The following is a 20,084-nucleotide window of genomic DNA, read 5'->3' as shown; positions in this document are numbered from 1 at the left end:
CGGTTTCGCGAGCGGGATCAGGTCGGCGCTCGCTCGCCGTGGTAGCCCGCAGCCCCCGACGGGGCGGCCCCGTTCAGCGCGGGAGTAGGTCGGTCAAGGCTTCGTCCAGGGTCGGGTAGCGGAAGGTGAAGCCTTGTTGCCGTAGGACTTCCGAGGTGGCGTGGCGACCGGTGAGGCCGAGGGCCGCGTCGCTGCGCAGCAGTATCGCGCCGATCTTCAGTAGCGCCGACGGGGTGGGTGGTGCCGGTGGGCGACGCAGGTGTCTGCGCAGCGCGGCCATCAACTCCCGGTTGCGGACCGGGAAGTCGGTGGCGGCCACCACGATTCCGTTCGGCAGCGTGACCTGTGGGTCGAGGCCGAGGGCGGCGCGCACGATGGCCAGCCAGTCCTCGACGTGTATCCAGCTGAACCACTGATCGCCCGGGCCGACGCGCCCACCGAGACCCGCCTTGGTCAACTGGCTCAGGCGTTTCAGCGCGGGAGCTTGCGGGTCCAGCACGATCGAGGTGCGCAGAATGGTCGAGTGGGTGGCGTTGGCGCCGTCGAACGCCCGCTCCCACGGTTCCGCTACACCCGTCATCTGTGGCAGACCTACCGGCACCGGAGTTGTTTCGGTACAACGGGTTTCGCCCGCATCCGACCAGATCGCGGTGGTGCTGGCCTGCACCCAGTAGTCGATGGGCGCGTCGAGTGTGGCCGCCGCATCGACCAGTGCGCGCGTGGAAGCCACTCGGCTGCGGCGTAATTCGTCGATATTGCGGGTGCTCGGTCGGACGTCGACCAGTTTGCCCGCCAGATTGATGATCGCGGTCGGTCCTGGATTACGCAGCGCCGCAACCCAATCGCCCACCGTGCGGCCGTCCCACTCCACCTGAGTGAACGGCAACGCCGGGTCGCGTCGCCTGGTGAGTACGGTTACCCGATGGCCGCGGCAGGTGAGGTCGGCTGCGACATGTTTGCCCAATGCACCGGTGCCACCGGCGATTACCGCCGTCAGTGCTGTCGCCGCGGGCTTGATCCCCGCCAGTTGCGCCAGCCTCGCGAAAGTGACTCGCGTATCGGATTCCAGCAACGGACTCACCACCATCCGCGCGACCGGCGCCGAGGGTCCGCTGAAGGTGAGTTGTCGACTGATCTCGGTGCCACCGTCTCGTGGCGTCAACGTCCACGTCAGCCGCATCCGCCCAGCCGGCTCCGGCTGCTCGATGCTCAGCTCCCGCCCCGGGACCAGCGTGCTGATGACGAACGGGGGAGCAGTCTGCCCATGCAGTGTCCCGACAACCCGCCCGCGAGGCAGGTAATCACCGGTGGTGCCCACCGCGACCGGACCGTGCAGCCGAACCGAGGTGACCCCCGGATTCCACTCCGGCCACCGCGTCGGATCCGCCACCACCGCCCACACGAGTTCCGTTGAAAGCGCAATGAACTGGGTGTACGTCGTTGTACGTGCCATACCCCCGACGCTAGCCCCCAGCCACCCCGATCAGTACGTGCGACTCATCACGCACCCCAAAGTCAAGATCGATGGGACGTGACAGCGGGGACACGTCGGATTCCCCGACCGCCACGTGCCGTTGATCATGAAAGCCGGTGGAAGGCGACCGTTTCGCATCCCGGTTGGCGGAACCCCGGAGCCCGAAAACCCGGAACCCTCAGTCCCGCTGAGGCCCCAAGCTGATCCCTCGCGTAGCCAACCACGGCACCGGATCAATCTTGTCCGACCCGTTCAACCACACCTCGAAGTGGCAGTGCGGCCCGGTCGAGAACCCGCGGTTACCGATGGTGGCGATCTGATCGCCGGCCATCACCCGCTGCCCCTGCGACACCGTGGCGGTGTCGATGTGCCCGTAGACGGTGACGGTGCCGTCGTCGTGCAGCAACCGAACCCACATCCCGAACCCGGCCGCAGGCCCCGCTTCGATCACGGTGCCGTCGGCGACCGCGACGATCGGCGTGCCGATCGGCCCGGCGATGTCGATGCCGAGATGCTGTACACCCCAGCGCGCGCCGTATCCGGAGGTGAAGTTACCCGCCGCGAACTTGGTGAACAGCGGACGCAGCTTCGCAGCTTCCGCCGCCGCCAGATCTTCGGCGTACTTCTGACCCTTCTGCAGGATGTCGTTGAAGTCGCCGAGATGCGTCGGGCCCGAGACATTGAGCAGCTGGGGCGACTCCGGCGAGGTGCTGGGGTCGGCCAAGCTGACGGACTGTGCGGCGATCTCGTGGATCTGCCCGGCTGCCTCGTAGTCGACGGACTGCGAAGGCTGTTCGGGCGAGGCGAGCGCGGCCTGTCCGGCGGCGACGACCGCACCCGCGGCGACCGCGGCGACCGCGGCACGTCCCTTGAGGGCGGCGGGCGGTGCGGGCAGCCGGTGTGCGCCACCGCGTTTGGCGGCGCGGCGACCGGGGATGACGGTGGGGGTGGCCGGGTTCTCCGGCTCGGTGTCGGGCGCCCAGGACTCCTCCGGAGCCCAGCTGCTGTCCTCGGGTGCCTGGTAGGGCTCTTCGCCCCAGGCTTCGCCCGCGTTCCAAGCGGCGCCGTCGGACCATGCGTCCTGCGGGGCCCACGAATCCTGCTGCGACCACGAGTCGTTCGCGGTCCAGGAGTTCTCGCGGTATCCGTCGTCCGGCGTGCCTGCGGCGCGGAAGGTGTAGTCCCCCTGCGGGGCTGCGCCATAGGACGGTGCGGCGTGGTAATCCGCCTGCGGCGCGGCGCTCCCGTAGGGCGCCCGCGACGCGGAGTTGTAGTCGTCCCGAGCCGGCGCCGCGTTGAACAAGGAGTTCCGCTGCCGGTCCACCGAGGGCCTGCCATGCGAAGCCTGCGCCCCGAACGGTTCGTCATCGTTGCGATAACGATGTCCGTACTGAGCGCGATCTTCAGGTTTGAGGGCGGAGCGATGGTTCATCGGCGGTGCCACATCGTGGTGAAGCGGGAGAAGTTCGCGGGGCCGAGGTGCCTGCTGATCAGCGGCGTCGACGAGTCGTTTGCGGAACGGCTCTCCATCTGCGGAGTGCTGTGCTGCATCAAGCTTGCCGTCCTCCTAGTCGTGACCGTGCTGTGACATCGACCGCAATGACGGTAACGAAACGATTGCAGGGTCCGCAAGCGCTGCGGCCCTTCTGTCCGAACATGTGAGATTGATCACGGTAACACCACGGAATATCTATCTGTGCATTGGGCACGCGAGCGGACTCGTTCGACGACGGTTTGTAGTAGACCACGCCGTCGCCCCGGGTTCGGCGGTTCTACCTGGCGTGGTGTCAACTACCTACTCGCGAGTAGCCTTGGCCAGGGGTTTTCCCGCCGCGCTTATCGGCCCGTGACCTGCGCCACTTAGGATGAACGTGGCCGATTGGCCGTCCATGTGACTGATTAGAGTCCGACCCGACCCGCTTCCGACGTCGGGCCGCCAACAAAGACGTTGTCATCACAACGCAGACGAGACGGTGAGTACATGGATCTCTTCGAATATCAGGCGAAGGAGCTCTTCGTTAAGCACGGAGTGCCTTCGTCCGAGGGCCGCGTCACGGACACGGCCGAGGACGCCCGCGCCATCGCGGCGGAAATCGGCAAGCCGGTGATGGTCAAGGCCCAGGTGAAGGCCGGTGGCCGCGGCAAGGCGGGTGGCGTCAAGTACGCCGCCACCCCGGACGACGCGTTCACGCATGCGCAGAACATCCTCGGCCTGGATATCAAGGGCCACATCACCAAGAAGATCCTTGTCGCCGAAGCCAAGGACATCGCGGAGGAGTACTACATCTCCTTCCTGCTCGACCGGTCCAACCGCACCTACCTGGCCATGTGCTCGGTGGAAGGCGGCATGGAGATCGAAGAGGTCGCCGCGACCAAGCCGGAGCGCCTCGCCAAGGTCGCCGTCGACGCCGTCAAGGGTGTCGACCTCGCTTTCGCCCGCTCGATCGCCGAGCAGGGCCACCTGCCCGCCGAGGTGCTCGACGCCGCGGCCGTGACCATCCAGAAGCTGTGGGAGGTGTTCGTCAAGGAGGACGCCACCCTGGTGGAGGTCAACCCGCTCGTGCGCACCCCGCAGGACGAGATCCTCGCGCTGGACGGCAAGGTCACCCTGGACGAGAACGCCGAGTTCCGGCACGCGGATCACGAGGCCTTCGCGGACAAGGACGCGACCGATCCCTTGGAGCTCAAGGCCAAGGAGAACGACCTCAACTACGTCAAGCTCGACGGTGAGGTCGGCATCATCGGCAACGGCGCCGGTCTGGTCATGTCCACCCTCGACGTGGTCGCCTACGCGGGCGAGCACCACGGCGGCGTCAAGCCCGCCAACTTCCTCGACATCGGTGGTGGCGCCTCGGCCGAGGTGATGGCCGCTGGTCTCGATGTGATCCTGGGTGACTCCCAGGTCAAGAGCGTGTTCGTGAACGTCTTCGGTGGCATCACCGCCTGTGACGCGGTCGCCAACGGCATCGTCAAGGCGCTGGAGATCCTCGGCGCCGAGGCGAACAAGCCGCTGGTCGTCCGTCTCGACGGCAACAAGGTGGACGAGGGTCGCCAGATCCTCGCCGATGCCGCGCACCCGCTGATCACGCTTGCGCAGACAATGGACGAAGGCGCCGACAAGGCCGCCGAACTGGCAGCGGCCAAGTAAGGAACCCGGAAATGTCTATCTTCCTCAACAAGGATTCGAAGGTCATCGTCCAGGGCATCACCGGCGGCGAGGGCACCAAGCACACCGCACTGATGCTGAAGGCAGGCACCCAGGTCGTCGGCGGTGTCAACGCGCGCAAGGCGGGCACCACCGTCGCGCACACCGACAAGGACGGCAACGCGGTCGAGCTGCCCGTGTACGGCACCGTCGCCGAGGCCATCAAGGAGACCGGCGCCGACGTCTCCATCGCGTTCGTGCCGCCGAAGTTCGCCAAGGACGCCATCATCGAGGCCATCGACGCGGAGATCCCGCTGCTCGTGGTCATCACCGAGGGCATCCCGGTGCAGGACACCGCGTACGCGTGGGCCTACAACGTCGAGAAGGGCAACAAGACCCGGATCATCGGCCCGAACTGCCCCGGCATCATCACCCCCGGCGAGGCGCTGGTCGGCATCACCCCGGCCAACATCACCGGCAAGGGCCCGGTCGGCCTGGTCTCCAAGTCGGGCACCCTGACCTACCAGATGATGTACGAACTGCGTGACTTCGGCTTCTCCACCGCCATCGGCATCGGCGGCGACCCGGTCATCGGCACCACCCACATCGACGCCATCGAGGCGTTCGAGAAGGATCCCGAGACCAAGCTGATCGTGATGATCGGCGAGATCGGTGGCGACGCCGAGGAGCGGGCCGCGGCCTACATCAAGGCCAACGTCACCAAGCCGGTCGTCGGCTACGTCGCGGGCTTCACCGCCCCCGAGGGCAAGACCATGGGCCACGCGGGCGCCATCGTCTCCGGCTCGGCGGGCACCGCCCAGGCGAAGAAGGACGCGCTGGAGGCGGCGGGCGTGAAGGTCGGCAAGACGCCGTCCGAGACCGCCGCGCTGGCTCGCGAAATCCTGGAGAAGGCAAGCGTTACCGCCTGATCGAGAAGTATGACCGAGGCCGCCTCTCCGAATCGGAGGGCGGCCTTCGTCATGCGCGGAGTATGCGGGAGACACGGGCATACCGGACGGTGCATGCTTGTCGGCGTGGATGTGCTGGTGTTGGGTCCAGTGCAGGTGTGGGCCGACGGTGTCGCGGTGACCGTCGATCGACCGCTGGAGCGGGCGGTGCTGGTGCGGTTGGCGTTGGCGAACCGCGTCCCGGTGCCGGATGGGCGACTGGCCGAGGATCTGTGGGGCGCCGAGGTCGAACGGCCGGTACAGCGACTGCGAGTAGTTGTTTCGCGATTGCGGGCCGCGCTGGGGCCGTTGGCGGAGGTCATCGGGCGCACGCCTGCGGGTTATCAGGCGACAGTCGCCGCGACGGACCTGCTGGCGGCCGAGGCGGCGGCGCAGCGGCTGCATACCGCGCGGCGCGCAGGCGACTACGGTGCTGTCGCGGCGGCCGCCGAGGCCGCGCTCGGATTGTGGCGAGGCCCCGCGCTGGCCGATCTGCGCGCTGTTCCGTTCGTCGCCGCCGAAGGGGAGCGGCTCGATGATTGGCGGCTTTCGCTGACCGTCGCTGGGTTGGAGGCGAACCTCGAACTCGGTGCGGCAGGCGAGGTGGTGACCGAGCTGACCGGTCTGGTCGCCCAGCATCCGCTGCACGAGCCGCTGTCGTGCCTGTTGGCATTGGCCCTGTATCGGACGGGGCGGCAGGCCGACGCGCTGGACCGGCTGGCGCGGCTACGGCGGGCGTTGTCCGAGGAGCTGGGTGTCGACCCGTCGCCGGATACGGGTGCGCTGGAACGCCGCATCCTGGAACATGATCCGGCGTTGCGTGCGTCGGCGGTCGTGTCGAGTGGTGAGTTGTCCTCGGCTGATCAGGTGGCTTCCGCCCCGGGCAGTACGGCCGCCGGCGCCAACGATTCCGCGACGGAACCGCGATCGAGGCGGAGCCCCGCGCCGGTGCCGGCGGCACCGATGACGAGCTTCGTCGGCCGTAGTCGTGAATTCGCTACGCTCACAACGCGTCTCGCGCAGCCCGGCCTGATCACGGTGGTCGGTGTCGCGGGCAGCGGTAAGTCGCGCCTCGCCGCCGAGCTCGTGCGCTCGATCGATCGGTCCGGCCGCCCGGTCGTCCTCGTCGAGCTGGCACCACTCGACCGCGCTGACGACGTGCTGCCCGCGGTGGCAGCGGCATTGGCGGCAGGCGAGCTGGCCGCCGACGGGTCGATCGATCCGAATGCCCCGCTGCCGGGGATCATCGACGCGCTCGCCGGGGCCGGTGCGCTACTGGTTCTGGACAATGCGGAGCATGTACTCGAATCGGTGACCGAATTGGTGATGGCGGCAACGGGTTTCAGCATCCTGGTGACCTCGCAGCGGTCGTTGGCGGTACCCGGTGAGTCGGTGTATCCGTTGGGCCCGCTGGATCGCGGTGTCGCCGTGGCGCTGTTCATCGAGCGGGCTGGACTGCACGGGCTGGTGACGGCAGCGGAGCGGGACAGCCTGGTAGCCATCTGCGCGGCGGTGGACTGGCTGCCGCTGGGCATCGAGCTGGCCGCCGGTCTCACCAGGACGCTGACGATTTCCCAACTGGCCCAACGGATCGACGATCGGGTCCGGCTGCTCGTCGGCGGCGTGCGCGGCGTCGCGGGCGGTCGGCACACCAGCCTGCGGGTGGCGCTGGACTGGAGCTATGAACTGCTCGACGACCGGGAGCAGAAGGTCTTGCGCAGGCTCGGCGTCTTCGCGGGCGGCTGCACCCTGGAGGCCGCCGAGGCGGTGGTGCCGGCCGGCGATCTCGAGCAAGGTGACATCGCACCGGCCATGGTGGAGCTGGTGAATCGGAACCTCGTCAGCGTCCAGACAGACGGTGCGGCACGACGTTTCCTGCTGTTGGAGACCGTCCGTGACTACGCGCTGGCCAGGCTGACGGAGGCGCGGGAGGTCGAGCAACTGCGCGCTGAACACCTGCGCTGGTGCCTGAATCTGGTGCGCACGATCGGTGCACCCGACGGATTCGCCGCCGCCGAGTCGGTCGCCGCGGTATTCGCGGAATGGCCGAATATCCTGGCCGCGCTGGAGCGCGCGCCCGTAACGCCGAGGGCCACCGATGGTTTGCGGCTCGCGGTGGAGATGCATGTGCCCTGGCTGACCAGGGCCTGGTTCCACGAGGCGCAGCGCCACTACGCCGCGCTCACCGAGTCTGCCGAGGTCACCCCGTACGAGCTGGCACAGGCCCTGAGCCACTACGGTTTTCATACGCTGATGACCGGCGACCTGGAGGCCGCGGCGGTACAGCTGGCCAAGGCAGGCGAGCTGGCCGCGCCACTCTATGACGCCGAACTCGCTCAAACCGTCCGCTATTACCAGGGCATCGTCGATATCGAACGGTGCAGGCTGCCCGAGGCCGTCGCCCGGCTGCGCGAGGGGGAGCGGCTTGCCGTACGCGACACCCAGGGTGCCTCGTTCGCCGACGCGCTCGGCACGGCACTGCTGTATTCGGGACATCCCGCCGAGGCGCTCGCCGCCTACACCCGATCCAGCGCGGTCGACGCGGCGCACCAGGACGAGCACGGACTCTCCCGCGGCCTGAGCAACCGGGCCAAGGCACTGCTCGGTCTCGGGCGACTGGACGAGGCACTGGCTACCGCCGCGGAATCCGACCACTACGCCCGCCGATTGGACGACCGGCAGATCCTGCCGCTGAACGACCTGACCCGCGCCGCCGCCGCACTCGCAGCGGGCAATCTCGACGCGGCCGAGTCGTACTGCCGCGCCGCCCTCGCGCACGAGGCGGACGCGACCGGCCTGGCCCGCGTCGACCTGGCCGACGTGCTGCTGGCCAAGGGCGAAACCGGCGCGGCCGCAACGCTGCTCGACGAGTTCTTCGCGGCCGCGCCCGGCGGCGTGCCACTGCTGGCCGCCCGCGCCGTCTCGGTCGCGCTGCTGTTCGCGGAGGGCGACGCCGCGGGCGCGCGGGCGCTGCTCGCCGACGTCCGTGCCGAGTGCGCCGCGGCGGGCTTCGGCTGGCAGCGCTACACGGACCGGCTGTTGCACACCGGCTGTACCGGTGAGACGTGGATGAAGCCGTGCTGAGCGGGGCTGAGGGCGGTGCTAGCGGTGGGCAAACGGCCCGCGACCTGGCCGAACCGGGCTGATCAGGTCGTCCGCCCGGTCCGTTGAGGGTGACCCGGGCGAGCGAGTGCAGTAGCGTCAGGTGCAGATCCAGCAGTTGAAGACCACGTATGACTCGACCTAGGAGACGACGACATGTCATACCCGTCCGGGGGCTCCGGGTACAACACACCCGCGCCCTCCACCCCACCCAGCTCCGGTTCGACGGCGACCGGCGCCACTTCCGCCGAGACCGCGTCCGGTGCCGAGGCCAAGGGGCTGCCGTTCTTCCTGGTGGTCGGTGTCGCAGCGCTCGGCGTGCTGAACTTCCTGCTCGGTTTCCTGCCCTACGTCGGCACCAAGGCGGTCGATTTCGGCGGCGCCCGGGTGGCGAACAGTGAGACTGCGAGCCTGTTCGAGGCGGGTGGCGCGGCCCTGCTGGGCCTGCTGCTGCTCGGCGGCCTGCTCGCCGCGCTGTCGGTGCTGCCCAAGCAGAGCTGGACGGGTGCGGCCGCGGCGGCCTCCGTCGCGGGCTTCCTGGCGCTGGCGCTGCACTCGTTCACCCTCTCCGACGGCATCGAGCTGAAGTGGGGCGCGTTCGCTCTGCTCGTGCTCGCCTTCGTGCAGGCCGCGCTCGCGGTCGGCGCGGTGCTGTTCGAGTCGGGCATCGTCAAGGCACCCGCGCCGCGGCCGGCCAGCCAGCCGGGCTTCAACCAGGGCGGCTACGGCCAGCAGCAACAGTCCTCGTTCTCCGCGTTCGGGCAGAACCAGCCCGGCTACGGTCAGGGTCAGCCGGGGCAGCCCTACGGCCAGCAGTCGCCCTACGGCCAGCAGCCCGGTTACGGTGTGGGGCAGCAGGCTTCGCCGTACGGCCAGAGCCAGCCGAGCCAGCCGAGTCAGCCCACCTACGGTCAGCAGGGCCAGGCCTACGGTCAGCCCGGGTACGGCCAGCAGCCGCCGACCACGGCTTTCGGTGGGCCGCAGCAGGGTTCGCCGTACGGTGCGCCGAGCCAGGCGCAGCAGCCGCGCCCGGACGAGAACGCCACCCAGCACTTCGGCTCCGCGCAGCAGCCTGCCCAGCAGTCGCCGTACGGTTCGTCGAACTACGCGCAGCCGGGCCAGCAGAGCGCGCAGCAGCAGCCGGGCCAGCCGTTCGGCGGCGAGCAGGGCGGCGACCCGTCCGCCGACGCCACCCAGGCCTTCCGCCCGTCCGACGACAACAAGTAGCAGCAGTTCCCCGGCGCGGGCCATCCGGCGCGCCTGACCCGCTCGTGCCGGGGGAGCTGCCACGCTGAATTGTCATGAGTGAGCGTCAGCGAGTGAATCAGGGATGCAGCGCGCCTGAGCGCACGATGGAGCCGAGCGGTCCCGAGGCGGCCTCGTGAATTCGTCCAGAAACTCCCTCGTCCGCCGGACCGGTGGCTCGCGCCAGGTGCCCGAGCCGCCCGAGCCCGACGAGGCCGGGTTTCTGTCGCTGACCCCGGAGCGCGCCAGGGTGCTCGTCCTGGTCGCCGGGCGTCCGACGACCTACGCGCTCGCCGCCATCATCGTGCTCGTGCTCGCCACGTTGCTGACCTCGGGCAGCAACCTCGCCGGTACCTCGGGTGCGATCGCCGCGGGATGGCTTGGCGTGCACCAGGTTCCACTGGTGATCGGCAAGACCTCGCTCGGCCTGCTGCCGCTGTTGCCGACCGCGCTGGTGCTCTGGCTGGCGGGGCGCGAATGTGCCCGCGCCGTCGAACCCGACTGCACGCGGGCCGATCTCGGCTGGATAGTCGGCGCGGCACTGGGCGGACCATTGCTGATCACGGCCATCTGTCTCGCGGTCGCCGAGGACGCGTCCGGTGTCGTCGCGCTGCAACCGCCGAACACCCTCGCCGCGTTCGCCTGGGTATTCGGGTTGTATCTGATCGCGGCGGTGGGCGGGATCGCGACCAGGAACCGGCGTGAGCTGTTCGTCCTGCTTCGCCTGCCCGAGTGGGCGATCTCCGGTCTGTACGGCGCGGGCCGAGCGATGCTGCGGCTGCTCGGCTGCGCCGCCGCGCTGGTCGTCCTCTCGTTTCTGGTGCACATTCCGCGAGTCGGGGACACCTATCACGGGGCGGGCAATGTCGCCGGGGTGCTCGGGCTGACCCTGCTCTCGCTGGCCTACCTGCCGAACCTGGTGGTGCAGGCGGTCGGCGTGCTCGTCGGCTCCAGCGCGCAGCTCGGTGCCGCCTCGTTCGGCGTGTTTTCCGTTGTCGGCGGCCCGATTCCGGCCGTGCCATTGATGGCGGCGGTGCCGACCGGACCGGCCGCGGGCTGGTGGCCGGTGCTGCTGCTGATCCCCGCCGCGGTCGGCGTGCTCGGCGGGCTCGACCTCGCCCGGAGCTCCACCGACCGGATCGACGCCCCCTGGGCGACACTGTGCTCGGCGGCGCTGGCCACCGTCGGGTTGCTGTTGCTCGGTGTCGTCGCGGGCGGCGAACTCGGCACGTTCGGCCGGATCGGACTCGACCTGCCCATTTTCGCCGTCGTCACCTTCGCGTGGCTGGCCATTCCGGGCTACGTCGGGCTGGCGTTCGCGCGCTGGTTCCTCGTGCCGGTCGGTACCGCGCCCGACGACTACGCCGACCCGTACGACGAAGACGACGACTACTACGCCGACGACAATTACGCGGACGACGATTACTACGCCGACGACGAGTACGCCGACCACCGCGACTACTTCGAGGACGACTACGCCGACTACGACGGCGCGGACCTGGAAGTCGAACTGGACGGCGAACTCGTCGAGGAACACACCGCGATCGACACCGTGCGTGCGCCCGGTGCGAATACCACACCGGACATCGTCGATGCCGAGGTGGTCGAGGCGGACCTGCCGGAAAGTGACCGGGTCGAGGGTCGTTAGGCTCTATCGCGGCGGAGCTCTTCCGTCCGCCATCCGGATCGACTCGCAGGAGTAGAGCCCTGAGCTCACCCACCCCGCCGGCCTCGCCGGCTGCCGACCCCAGCCCGTCGCCGCACGGCGCGTGGACACCCGCCGCGGCCCCGGCGACCGTGGTCGTGCTCGCCTCGGGCACCGGTTCGCTGTTGCGCGCGCTGCTCGATGCGGCGGCCGCCGCGGACTTTCCGGCGAAGATCGTCGCGGTCGGCGTCGACCGCGGGTGCGCGGCCACCGAGCACGCCGACGCCGCCGGGGTGCCGCACTTCAAGGTGGCGCTGAAGGACTTTCCCGATCGCGGCGCCTGGGATGTCGCGCTGACCGACGCGGTCGCGAGCTACACACCCGACCTGGTGGTCTCCGCCGGGTTCATGAAGATCCTCGGCCCGACCTTTCTCGACCGGTTCGGCGGCCGGATCATCAACACCCACCCCGCGCTGCTGCCCGCCTTCCCCGGCGCGCACGGGGTGCGCGACGCGCTCGCCTACGGGGTGCGGGTCACCGGCTCGACCGTGCACCTGGTCGACGCGGGCGTCGACACCGGGCCGATCCTCGCGCAGGAGGCGGTGCCGGTGCTGCCCGAGGACGACGAGGCGAGCTTGCACGAGCGCATCAAGGTTGTCGAAAGGCGGTTGCTGGCGCAGGTCGTCGCCGCCGTCGCGACGCGGGGCATTGTTTCCGACGGACGAAAGGCAGTTATCCCGAATGAGCGAGTTCTCCGGTGAGTGAGCGCAAGGCGATCAAAAGGGCGCTGGTGAGCGTCTACGACAAGACCGGCCTCATCGAGCTGGCGACCGGCCTGCACGCCGCGGGCATCGAGCTGGTGTCCACCGGCTCGACCGCGGGCAAGATCGCCGACGCGGGCATCCCGGTGACCAAGGTCGAGGAGCTCACCGGCTTCCCGGAGACCCTCGACGGCCGGGTGAAGACGCTGCACCCCAGGGTGCACGCGGGCATCCTCGCCGACACCCGCAAGCCGGAGCACGTGGAGCAGCTGGTGGAGCTGGGCGTCGAGGCGTTCCAGCTGGTGGTGGTGAACCTGTACCCGTTCACCGAGACCGTGGCCAGCGGCGCGAGCCCGGACGAGTGCGTCGAGCAGATCGACATCGGTGGTCCGTCGATGGTGCGCGCCGCGGCGAAGAACCACCCCTCGGTGGCGGTGGTCGTCGACAGCGGCGACTACGACGAGGTGCTCGGCGCGGTGAAGTCCGGCGGCTTCACGCTGGCGGAGCGGACCGCGTTGGCGGCCAAGGCTTTTCAGCACACCGCGAGCTATGACGTCGCGGTCGCGAGCTGGCTGACGAACACGCTGGTGCCAGGGGTGACCGAGCGCGAGCAGGCGGCCGCCGAGCTGTTCCCGGCCTGGCTCGGTGGCACATGGGAGCGCGCCGCGGTGCTGCGCTACGGCGAGAACCCGCACCAGGCGGCGGCGCTGTACACCAACAACGACGGTGGCCTCGGCCTCGCGCAGGCACAGCAGTTGCACGGCAAGGAGATGTCGTACAACAACTACACCGATGCCGATGCGGCCTGGCGGGCTGCTTATGACCACACCGCGCCGACCGTCGCGATCATCAAGCACGCCAACCCCTGTGGCATCGCGATCGGCGCCGACATCGCCGAAGCGCACCGCAAGGCGCACGCCTGTGATCCGGTGAGCGCGTTCGGCGGCGTGATCGCGGCCAACCGGACGGTCACCGTGGAGATGGCCGAGCAGGTCGCGGAGATCTTCACCGAGGTGATCGTGGCCCCGGCCTACGCCGACGGCGCGGTGGAAGTGTTGCAGCGCAAGAAGAATGTGCGCATCCTGATCGCCGAGCCGCCGCGGCGCGCGGGCGCCGAGCTGCGCCCGATCAGCGGCGGCGCACTGTTGCAGCAGCGCGACATCCTCGACGCCGCGGGCGACGACCCGGCCAACTGGACGCTGGCTGCGGGCGAGGCGGCCGATGCCGAGACTCTCGCCGATCTCGAATTCGCCTGGCGCGCTTGCCGTGCCGTGAAGTCCAACGCGATCCTGCTCGCGCACGACGGCGCCTCGGTCGGCGTCGGCATGGGCCAGGTCAACCGGGTGGACGCGGTGCAGCTTGCCGTGCAGCGCGCCGGTGACCGCGCCAAGGGTTCGGTCGCGGCCTCCGACGCGTTCTTCCCGTTCCCGGACGGCCCGCAGCAGCTCGTGCAGGCGGGTGTCCGCGCGATCGTGCAGCCCGGCGGCTCGGTCCGTGACCAGGAAACCATCGACCTGGCCCGGGAAGCCGGAGTGACGCTGTACCTGACAGGGTCTCGCCACTTCGCACACTGAGCTGAGCGACTTCGAACGCCACGTCGGTTCGCCGACGTGGCGTTCGGCGTTTGGGGCGCCTGCAACCTGACTCGTAAAGGTGTGCGCTTGCCTGGCAGCGGTGATGTAGCGCGGCCGGGACGCCAGCGCCCGTCGGTTGGTCGGCGGAGCGGAGGGCGACGAGGCGGCTGGCGGATTCACGGACGCGCATGCTGTCGGCGCTGGGTTTCGTACAGTGACCGCATGTCGATTCGTGCGGTGGCTGCGGGTGTGGTCGTGATTGTCGCTGCGGTAGCGGTGTTGCTCAGTGGACAGCACTCGGCCGGGGCGGAGCCGGGAGCACCGCACACACTGCCCACGCTGAAGGTGTGGGAGCCCGGCGGGGAAGCGTTCTCCCTCGGCGCGCGGACCCGGGTGGTCTATACGCACGAAACTTTGCGTGACACCGCAACAGGTTTCGCCGCAGGTCTGCAAGCACTCACTGGCAATACTGTTGTCGCGCAGGCGGGTTCGACTGGTCGCGCCGGTGACATCGTGCTGAGCATCGGGCCGGTGGACGGTGCGCCGGAAACCCCTGAGGCCTACCGCATTTCGATCGGTGAAACCCTCGACCTGCGCGGTGCCGACCTCGCCGGCGCGTTCTACGCAACCAGTTCGGCCCTGCAACTGCTGCGGCAACGCAACGAGCTGCCCGGCGGCACCGTGACCGATTGGCCGCAGTACCGCGAACGCAGCCTCATGCTGGACGTCGGCCGTGAGTTCATGCCGGTAGACCTGTTGCGCGCACAAATCCGCCGCATGGGCTACCTCAAGCTGAACTTGCTGCACCTGCACCTCTCGGACACCTTCGGCTTCCGCCTGGAAAGCGAACGGCATCCAGAAATCACTGCCGCGCAGCATTATTCGAAGCGAGACATCCGCGACCTGATCGAGTACGCGGCACGATATCAGGTCGAGATCGTGCCGGAGGTCGACTTCCCCGGTCACATGAACGGCATCTTGGCCGCGTACCCCGAGCTGAAACTACGCAGCGCGAGCGGGCGGGTCTCCGACGCGGCCATCGATATCGCGAATCCGCGCGCCTACGACCTGATGCGCGACATTCTCGAGGAGTTCTTGCCGCTGTTCCCCGGCCGCTACTGGCATCTCGGCGCGGACGAGTTCCTGCTCGACGGTGCCCGGGTCGCGAGCTTCGACGAGTACCCGCAGATCGGCGCCTACGCGCGCGCCACCTACGGTCCGCAGGCGCAGCCGGTGGACGCGTTCCTCGGTCTGATCAACTGGGGCGCGGATATCGTCCGTGCACACGGCAAGCGGCCGCGCGTGTGGAATGACGGATTGCACACCGGCGCGGGCACCCTCGACATCGGCGCCGACATCGTCGTCGACTACTGGAGCCGGGCGGGCATCCCGCAGCTGCCCCTGCCGTATTTCGGAAATGCACGCAGCCCAGCCGATCTCATCGCCGCGGGCCATGAGGTCAGAAATGCCGCGTTCACGCCGACCTACTACGTGACCGGCGGGCCGACGGCGGTGGGCAACGTGCCACCGCCCATTGCTTACCAGTTATGGGATCCCGCCCTGTTCGTGGACGGCACCCGCCTGACACCGGCGCAGAACACCCGCAATCTCGGCTCGGGTCTGTTCGTCTGGTGCGACGACCCGACGGTGCAGACACCGGCTGAGATCGCCGCCGCCATCACGATGCCGCTGCGAGTGATGGCACAGCAGACCTGGGGTCCACCGCAAGCGATCAGCTATCCCGAGTTCGCGGCCGTGGCCGATGCCGTGGGCGAACCCGCGTCGTAGCGCGCCCGCCGCCTACACCGCGCTCAGGACTTGCCGGTTGCCCAAAGGTGCCTTCAGCGACAGCTCCAGCGTGCCGAACACCGCGTTCATGGTGCACATCCGGCCGACCGCGTCGGCCCTGGTGCCGGAACGCAGCTCGACGGTGACCGTCGAATCAGTCTCGCGCACAGTGGCGTCCACGCCGTAGCATTCCGGCGTGCCGGTCTGGAAGTTGACCGCGATCCGGTCGTCTGCCAGCCGTGTCCAGGAGTCGAACGCGATCGGGCGCGCGTTCACGATGGCCGGGTCGGCCGTGAACGGGCGGCCGCTGTTGCCGCCGGTGTCCTGGGTGGGAGTGCTCGGCGCGGCACTCGTCGTCGCGCTTGTTTTCGGTTGCGGCGCAGCGTCATCCGAACCGCCGCACCCCGCCGCGGCGAGGCACCCGAGCACAACGGCAACAGCTGCGGCGGCGCGCCCGCCCGACATCCGAGTCATGCCGACAACACTAGTGGGCGTGGCCGCCGCCATCTCACACAGAACATGACACGGCAATAGGACACACCCCACAGTGAACTTTCGGCGAACCGTGCGCGTAATCCCTACGTAACCCGCGTCAGAGCAGTATCTTCGGCCTAGATGCCCGCCTGTGTTTGCGGCGCGCATCGATTGTCGGATGCTCTTCAGAATCTTCGAAAGGAAGTACCGTGGGCGACACACTGCGCGTAGGCGAAGAACTCGGACTGGGGCAGTCCCTGCAGGGTGGTGCTTACACCCTTACGTTGCAGGACGACGGTAACCTCGTGCTGGCCGAGCCGGGCGGAAATGTGGTGTGGTCCACCCTGACTCACAACCAGGGTGTCGAGCGCGCGACCCTGCAGGACGACGGCAACTTCGTGCTGTACAAGGGCGAGGGTTCGGCCTGGTCCACCGAGACCAACGGCAAGGACGCGGACCGGCTGGTCGTGCAGGCCGACCGCAATGTGGTGCTGTACGGCAAGGACGGCAGCGCGCTGTGGGCCTCCGACACCAAGACCGACAACCCGCTGCAGGCCCCCGAGCCGGAGCCGGTTGCCGAGGCCCCCGCCGCGGAAGAGGTTCCGCCGCCGCCCGCGGCCCCCGCCGCGCAGACCTACACGGTCGAGCCGGGTGACACCCTGTGGGCGATCGCCGAGCGCTTCTACGGTGACGGCAACCGCTACCAGGAGATCGCGAACGCCAGCGGCATCGACAACCCGGACGCGATCAACCCGGGTCAGGTGCTGACCATCCCGTAACTCATTGCGGCGCAAGACAAAAGTGGGACCCCGAGCAATCGGGGTCCCACTTTTTCGTGCGGCGGTGTGACTACCGACTGGTGAAGGGCAGCAACGCCATTTCGCGGGCGTTCTTCACCGCGACGGCGACCTGCCGCTGCTGCTGTGGGGTGAGCCCGGTGACCCGGCGGCTGCGAATCTTGCCGCGGTCGGAGATGAACGTCCGCAGCAGGTTGACGTCCTTGTAGTCGACCTTCTCGATGCCTGCGGCAATGAGCGGGTTCTTCTTCGGACGGCGGGCCTGTTCGGCGCGAACCTTCTTCGACGGTGCTCGCTTGACTGCCATATACGGATCCTTCGTACGAGAACGGTGGTTGTCTACCAGCTCGATTTGCGCACACCGGGCAACTCGCCCCGGTGGGCCATCTCGCGCACACGCACACGGGACAATCCGAACTTCCGGAGGTGACCGCGCGGTCGTCCGTCAGCGGCGTCCCGATTGCGCAATCGTACCGGACTGGCGTCCCGCGGCTGTCGTTGCAGCTCAGCGAGGGCTTCGGCCCGGTCGGCGGCGGAGGTGGCCGGCTTGCGGATGAGCTCCTTCAGCTCGGCCCTGCGCTCGGCGTAGCGCGCGACGACGGCGGCCCGCTGCTCGTTGCGGGCGATCTTCGACTTCTTCGCCATGTCAGCACTCCTCCGGAAAGACGTTGTGCGGCATCATGTTCACCGCTCCTCGCGGAAATCGACGTGCCTGCGCACGACCGGGTCGTATCTGCGCAGCACCATCCTGTCCGGATCGTTGCGGCGGTTCTTCCTGGTCACATACGTGTAGCCGGTGCCCGCGGTGGACTTCAGTTTGACGATCGGCCTGAGCTCGGTCGATTTGGACGCCATCGGTTTCTCCTCGTCAGATCTTGTCGCCGCGGGCTCTGATCCGGGCCACCACGGCCTCGATCCCGTCCCGGTCGATGGTCTTGATGCCCTTGGCCGAGACGGTCAGCGTGACGCGCCGGCCCTCGCTGGGCAGGAAGTAGGTCTTGCGCTGGATGTTGGGGTTCCAGCGGCGGTTGGTCCGCCTGTGTGAGTGCGAGACGGACTTGCCGAACCCGGGCTTACGCCCGGTGACCTGGCAGTGGGCCGACATACGGGCTCCCTCCGGTAGATGACAATCATTTTCGACAACGATTGATCGACAATGTACCGTTGCTCTGACGCAAATGAAAATCGTTATCGAAAGGGGTGCTGTCCGTGGTCCCATCGGAGACCGACCGGCGAACACCGGTCGTGGTGCTCGCGGGATTCGCCGGGCCCGCCGCGGCGGGCGCCGAGTACGCGGCGACCGCGCTGTGCCAGGAAGCGCCCGGCACCGTGGTCGTCCATCACGACCTGAAACAACTGAACGAGGGCATCGTGCACCGCACGGTGCGCAGCGCGACCTACGAGACCTCCGACGTGCTCGAACTCGCGCACGGCTGTGTCTCCTGCACCCTGCGGATCGACCTGCTGCCGCTGCTGCGCACGCTGGCCGCGCGGGATTCGGTCGACCGCATCGTGCTGGCACTGGATCCGGCCTTCGAGGCCGAGGCGGTCTGCCACGCCATCGAACACGTTGTGGTGGAAGGCATTCTGGGCCGGGTCGACGGACCGGCCGGACGGGACGTGCGCATCGACGCGGTGCTGACGTTCCTGGACGCGAGCGCGTGGCTGGCCGACGCCACCGGCGAGGACACGCTCGCCGAGCGCGGCCTCGCCCGTGCCGACGACGAGCGGACGGTGGCGCAGCTGGCCGTCGGTCAGGTCGAATTCGCCGACGCGGTAATCGCAGTGGGACCCGCGACGCCCGGGGCCGAGGTCGAGCGCGGCAAGCTCGGCGCGGTGCTGGCCAGGCTGGTTCCCGACGCGCCGGTGGCCTGGGTGGACGACCCACGCACGCTCACCGCGGCCCGGATCGAGGAACTGCTGACGCGCATTCCCGCGCACTCGCGCCGCGGCCGGGTGTTCGACGCGCATGCCCCGCTGCTGCGCGGCCAGCCGCCGCTCACCAGCGATTACGGTGTTGCCCTGCTGGAATTCGCGGCAAGCAGGCCGTTCCATCCCGGCCGCTTGCACGAGGCGCTCGACGTGCTGTTCGACGGCGTGGTGACCGCCCGCGGTCGCATGTGGCTGGCCACCCAGCCCGACGAGGTGGCCTGGCTGGAGTCCGCGGGCGGCGGCCTGCGCGTCGGCAGTGCGGGCCGCTGGCTGGCGGCGATGTCGGAAACCGAACTCGCGCAGGCGGATCCGGACCGGCGGGCGATGGCCGCGCTGCGCTGGGACGACCAGTTCGGCGACCGGGACATCTCGCTGGTGATCCTGGTGCACGACGCCGACCCCAACGAGATCCGCGAGGCCCTGCACTGGGCGCTGGTGGAGGACGACGAGCTGCGCCTGGTCGAACGCGCGCCCGAACGAGTCGCGCTGTGGGAAGACCCGTTCGGCGCCTGGCATGCCGATCCGTGCGAGAGCACCGAGGCGACGCTGCCCATCGAAGACGTGAAAAGCCCGAGAGGAGAGGCGAAATGAAATCAGGAATCCATCCGGACTATCACCCGGTGGTGTTCGAGGACGCGGGCACCGGCAAGCAGTTCCTCACCCGGTCGACCGCGACCAGCACGCGCACCGTGCAGTGGTCGGACGGCAACACCTATCCACTGCTGATGGTCGATGTGACCTCGGACTCCCATCCGTTCTGGACCGGCGCGCACCGCGTGCTGGACAGCCAGGGCCGGGTGGAGAAGTTCGAGCGCAAGTACGGCAAGCGCGCGCGACGCGGGGAGGGCTGAGATGGCGGTTCCGAAGCGGAAGATGTCGCGGTCCAATACCCGCAGCAGGCGCGCGCGGTGGAAGGCGACGCCGCCGGATCTGGTGCCGGTGACCGTCGGCGGTGTGGTGCACAAGGTGCCGCGCCGGCTGGTCGCGGCGGTGCGCAGGGGGCTGATCGATCTAGACCGGATCTGAGGCCCGCCGCCGTGGTGGTCATCAAGCGCTAGGGATTCGGCTCCAGATGACCACCACGCGCGAGGCTTTCGAGTGCCGTTCGCGGCCCGGCTCGTGTCTCAGTGGCCGATGCGCATGCGACGTAGTCGCGAGCAGCGGTCGCTGAGACACGAGCCACAAAGGGGCCGCGAACAC

General features: G+C 68.8%; 20 protein-coding genes. 13 read left to right on the top strand and 7 right to left on the bottom strand.

The window, feature by feature from the left end; translation table 11 throughout:
- Window positions 1–73: 73 nt before the first annotated feature.
- Complete coding sequence (locus DMB37_RS16415) at window positions 74–1,453, bottom strand: DUF1731 domain-containing protein (protein WP_135233463.1); 1,380 nt, start codon at window positions 1,451–1,453, stop codon at window positions 74–76.
- A gap of 199 nt (window positions 1,454–1,652) precedes the next feature.
- Entirely contained in the window at window positions 1,653–2,798 is a 1,146-nt protein-coding gene (locus DMB37_RS16410) for a peptidoglycan DD-metalloendopeptidase family protein (protein WP_240772412.1), read from the bottom strand.
- 12 nt (window positions 2,799–2,810) lie between these two features.
- Here DMB37_RS16410 and DMB37_RS40550 point away from each other — a divergent pair, with 12 nt between their 5' ends.
- From DMB37_RS40550 to DMB37_RS16370, 9 genes are all read left to right on the top strand, one after another.
- Entirely contained in the window at window positions 2,811–3,062 is a 252-nt protein-coding gene (locus DMB37_RS40550; RefSeq protein WP_167768654.1) for a hypothetical protein, read from the top strand.
- Window positions 3,063–3,455: 393 nt separating this feature from the next.
- Window positions 3,456–4,622: an ADP-forming succinate--CoA ligase subunit beta gene (gene sucC, locus DMB37_RS16405; RefSeq protein WP_107659371.1), complete on the top strand. Its 1,167-nt coding sequence runs from the start codon at window positions 3,456–3,458 to the stop codon at window positions 4,620–4,622.
- Window positions 4,623–4,633: 11 nt separating this feature from the next.
- On the top strand, window positions 4,634–5,548 hold the full coding sequence (sucD, locus tag DMB37_RS16400; protein ID WP_069161670.1) for a succinate--CoA ligase subunit alpha: 915 nt from the start codon (window positions 4,634–4,636) through the stop codon (window positions 5,546–5,548).
- 105 nt (window positions 5,549–5,653) lie between these two features.
- Window positions 5,654–8,650: a BTAD domain-containing putative transcriptional regulator gene (locus DMB37_RS16395; RefSeq protein WP_167768864.1), complete on the top strand. Its 2,997-nt coding sequence runs from the start codon at window positions 5,654–5,656 to the stop codon at window positions 8,648–8,650.
- A 174-nt stretch (window positions 8,651–8,824) separates the two neighbouring features.
- The gene (locus DMB37_RS16390; RefSeq protein ID WP_135233460.1) at window positions 8,825–9,895 is read left to right on the top strand and encodes a DUF5336 domain-containing protein; all 1,071 of its coding nucleotides are present in this window, start codon (window positions 8,825–8,827) and stop codon (window positions 9,893–9,895) included.
- Window positions 9,896–10,049: 154 nt separating this feature from the next.
- On the top strand, window positions 10,050–11,561 hold the full coding sequence (locus DMB37_RS40545) for a DUF6350 family protein (RefSeq protein WP_167768863.1): 1,512 nt from the start codon (window positions 10,050–10,052) through the stop codon (window positions 11,559–11,561).
- A 59-nt stretch (window positions 11,562–11,620) separates the two neighbouring features.
- Window positions 11,621–12,319 (top strand): phosphoribosylglycinamide formyltransferase, encoded by a 699-nt coding sequence (gene purN, locus DMB37_RS16380; RefSeq protein ID WP_370465409.1) that lies wholly within the window; start codon window positions 11,621–11,623, stop codon window positions 12,317–12,319.
- Window positions 12,316–13,893 (top strand): bifunctional phosphoribosylaminoimidazolecarboxamide formyltransferase/IMP cyclohydrolase, encoded by a 1,578-nt coding sequence (purH, locus tag DMB37_RS16375; protein WP_135233458.1) that lies wholly within the window; start codon window positions 12,316–12,318, stop codon window positions 13,891–13,893. Before purN ends, purH begins: the two co-directional genes overlap by 4 nt.
- A 222-nt stretch (window positions 13,894–14,115) precedes the next feature.
- Entirely contained in the window at window positions 14,116–15,681 is a 1,566-nt protein-coding gene (locus DMB37_RS16370) for a family 20 glycosylhydrolase (RefSeq protein ID WP_135233457.1), read from the top strand.
- Between the two features lie 12 nt (window positions 15,682–15,693).
- On the opposite strand, the gene DMB37_RS16365 is transcribed toward DMB37_RS16370, so the two are convergent.
- Window positions 15,694–16,155: a hypothetical protein gene (locus DMB37_RS16365; protein WP_240772411.1), complete on the bottom strand. Its 462-nt coding sequence runs from the start codon at window positions 16,153–16,155 to the stop codon at window positions 15,694–15,696.
- 209 nt (window positions 16,156–16,364) lie between these two features.
- Here DMB37_RS16365 and DMB37_RS16360 point away from each other — a divergent pair, with 209 nt between their 5' ends.
- Window positions 16,365–16,934 (top strand): LysM peptidoglycan-binding domain-containing protein, encoded by a 570-nt coding sequence (locus tag DMB37_RS16360; protein ID WP_135233456.1) that lies wholly within the window; start codon window positions 16,365–16,367, stop codon window positions 16,932–16,934.
- Window positions 16,935–17,004: 70 nt separating this feature from the next.
- On the opposite strand, the gene rpsR is transcribed toward DMB37_RS16360, so the two are convergent.
- From rpsR to rpmB, 4 genes are read right to left on the bottom strand one after another with little or no spacing between them, the layout of a single operon-like run.
- Window positions 17,005–17,259, bottom strand: coding sequence for a 30S ribosomal protein S18 (gene rpsR, locus DMB37_RS16355; protein ID WP_040738992.1), 255 nt, complete (start codon window positions 17,257–17,259; stop codon window positions 17,005–17,007).
- A 32-nt stretch (window positions 17,260–17,291) separates the two neighbouring features.
- Window positions 17,292–17,597, bottom strand: coding sequence for a 30S ribosomal protein S14 (rpsN, locus tag DMB37_RS16350; RefSeq protein WP_107659363.1), 306 nt, complete (start codon window positions 17,595–17,597; stop codon window positions 17,292–17,294).
- A gap of 39 nt (window positions 17,598–17,636) precedes the next feature.
- A complete protein-coding gene (gene rpmG, locus DMB37_RS16345; RefSeq protein WP_135233455.1) occupies window positions 17,637–17,807 on the bottom strand; it encodes a 50S ribosomal protein L33 in 171 nt (56 codons plus the stop codon).
- A gap of 13 nt (window positions 17,808–17,820) precedes the next feature.
- Window positions 17,821–18,057: a 50S ribosomal protein L28 gene (rpmB, locus tag DMB37_RS16340; RefSeq protein WP_107659362.1), complete on the bottom strand. Its 237-nt coding sequence runs from the start codon at window positions 18,055–18,057 to the stop codon at window positions 17,821–17,823.
- Between the two features lie 95 nt (window positions 18,058–18,152).
- Here rpmB and mrf point away from each other — a divergent pair, with 95 nt between their 5' ends.
- From mrf to rpmF, 3 genes are read left to right on the top strand one after another with little or no spacing between them, the layout of a single operon-like run.
- Window positions 18,153–19,475, top strand: coding sequence for a ribosome hibernation factor-recruiting GTPase MRF (mrf, locus tag DMB37_RS16335; RefSeq protein ID WP_135233454.1), 1,323 nt, complete (start codon window positions 18,153–18,155; stop codon window positions 19,473–19,475).
- Entirely contained in the window at window positions 19,472–19,735 is a 264-nt protein-coding gene (locus DMB37_RS16330; RefSeq protein WP_107659360.1) for a type B 50S ribosomal protein L31, read from the top strand. The genes mrf and DMB37_RS16330 overlap by 4 nt, the downstream gene beginning before the upstream one ends.
- A gap of 1 nt (window position 19,736) precedes the next feature.
- On the top strand, window positions 19,737–19,910 hold the full coding sequence (rpmF, locus tag DMB37_RS16325; protein WP_135233453.1) for a 50S ribosomal protein L32: 174 nt from the start codon (window positions 19,737–19,739) through the stop codon (window positions 19,908–19,910).
- Window positions 19,911–20,084 lie beyond the last annotated feature (174 nt).

This window comes from Nocardia sp. CS682 (assembly GCF_004634405.1).
GTDB lineage: Bacteria > Actinomycetota > Actinomycetes > Mycobacteriales > Mycobacteriaceae > Nocardia > Nocardia ninae.
The sequence above is the reverse complement of the archived record's forward strand: the minus strand, read 5'-3'. Positions and strand labels throughout refer to the sequence as shown.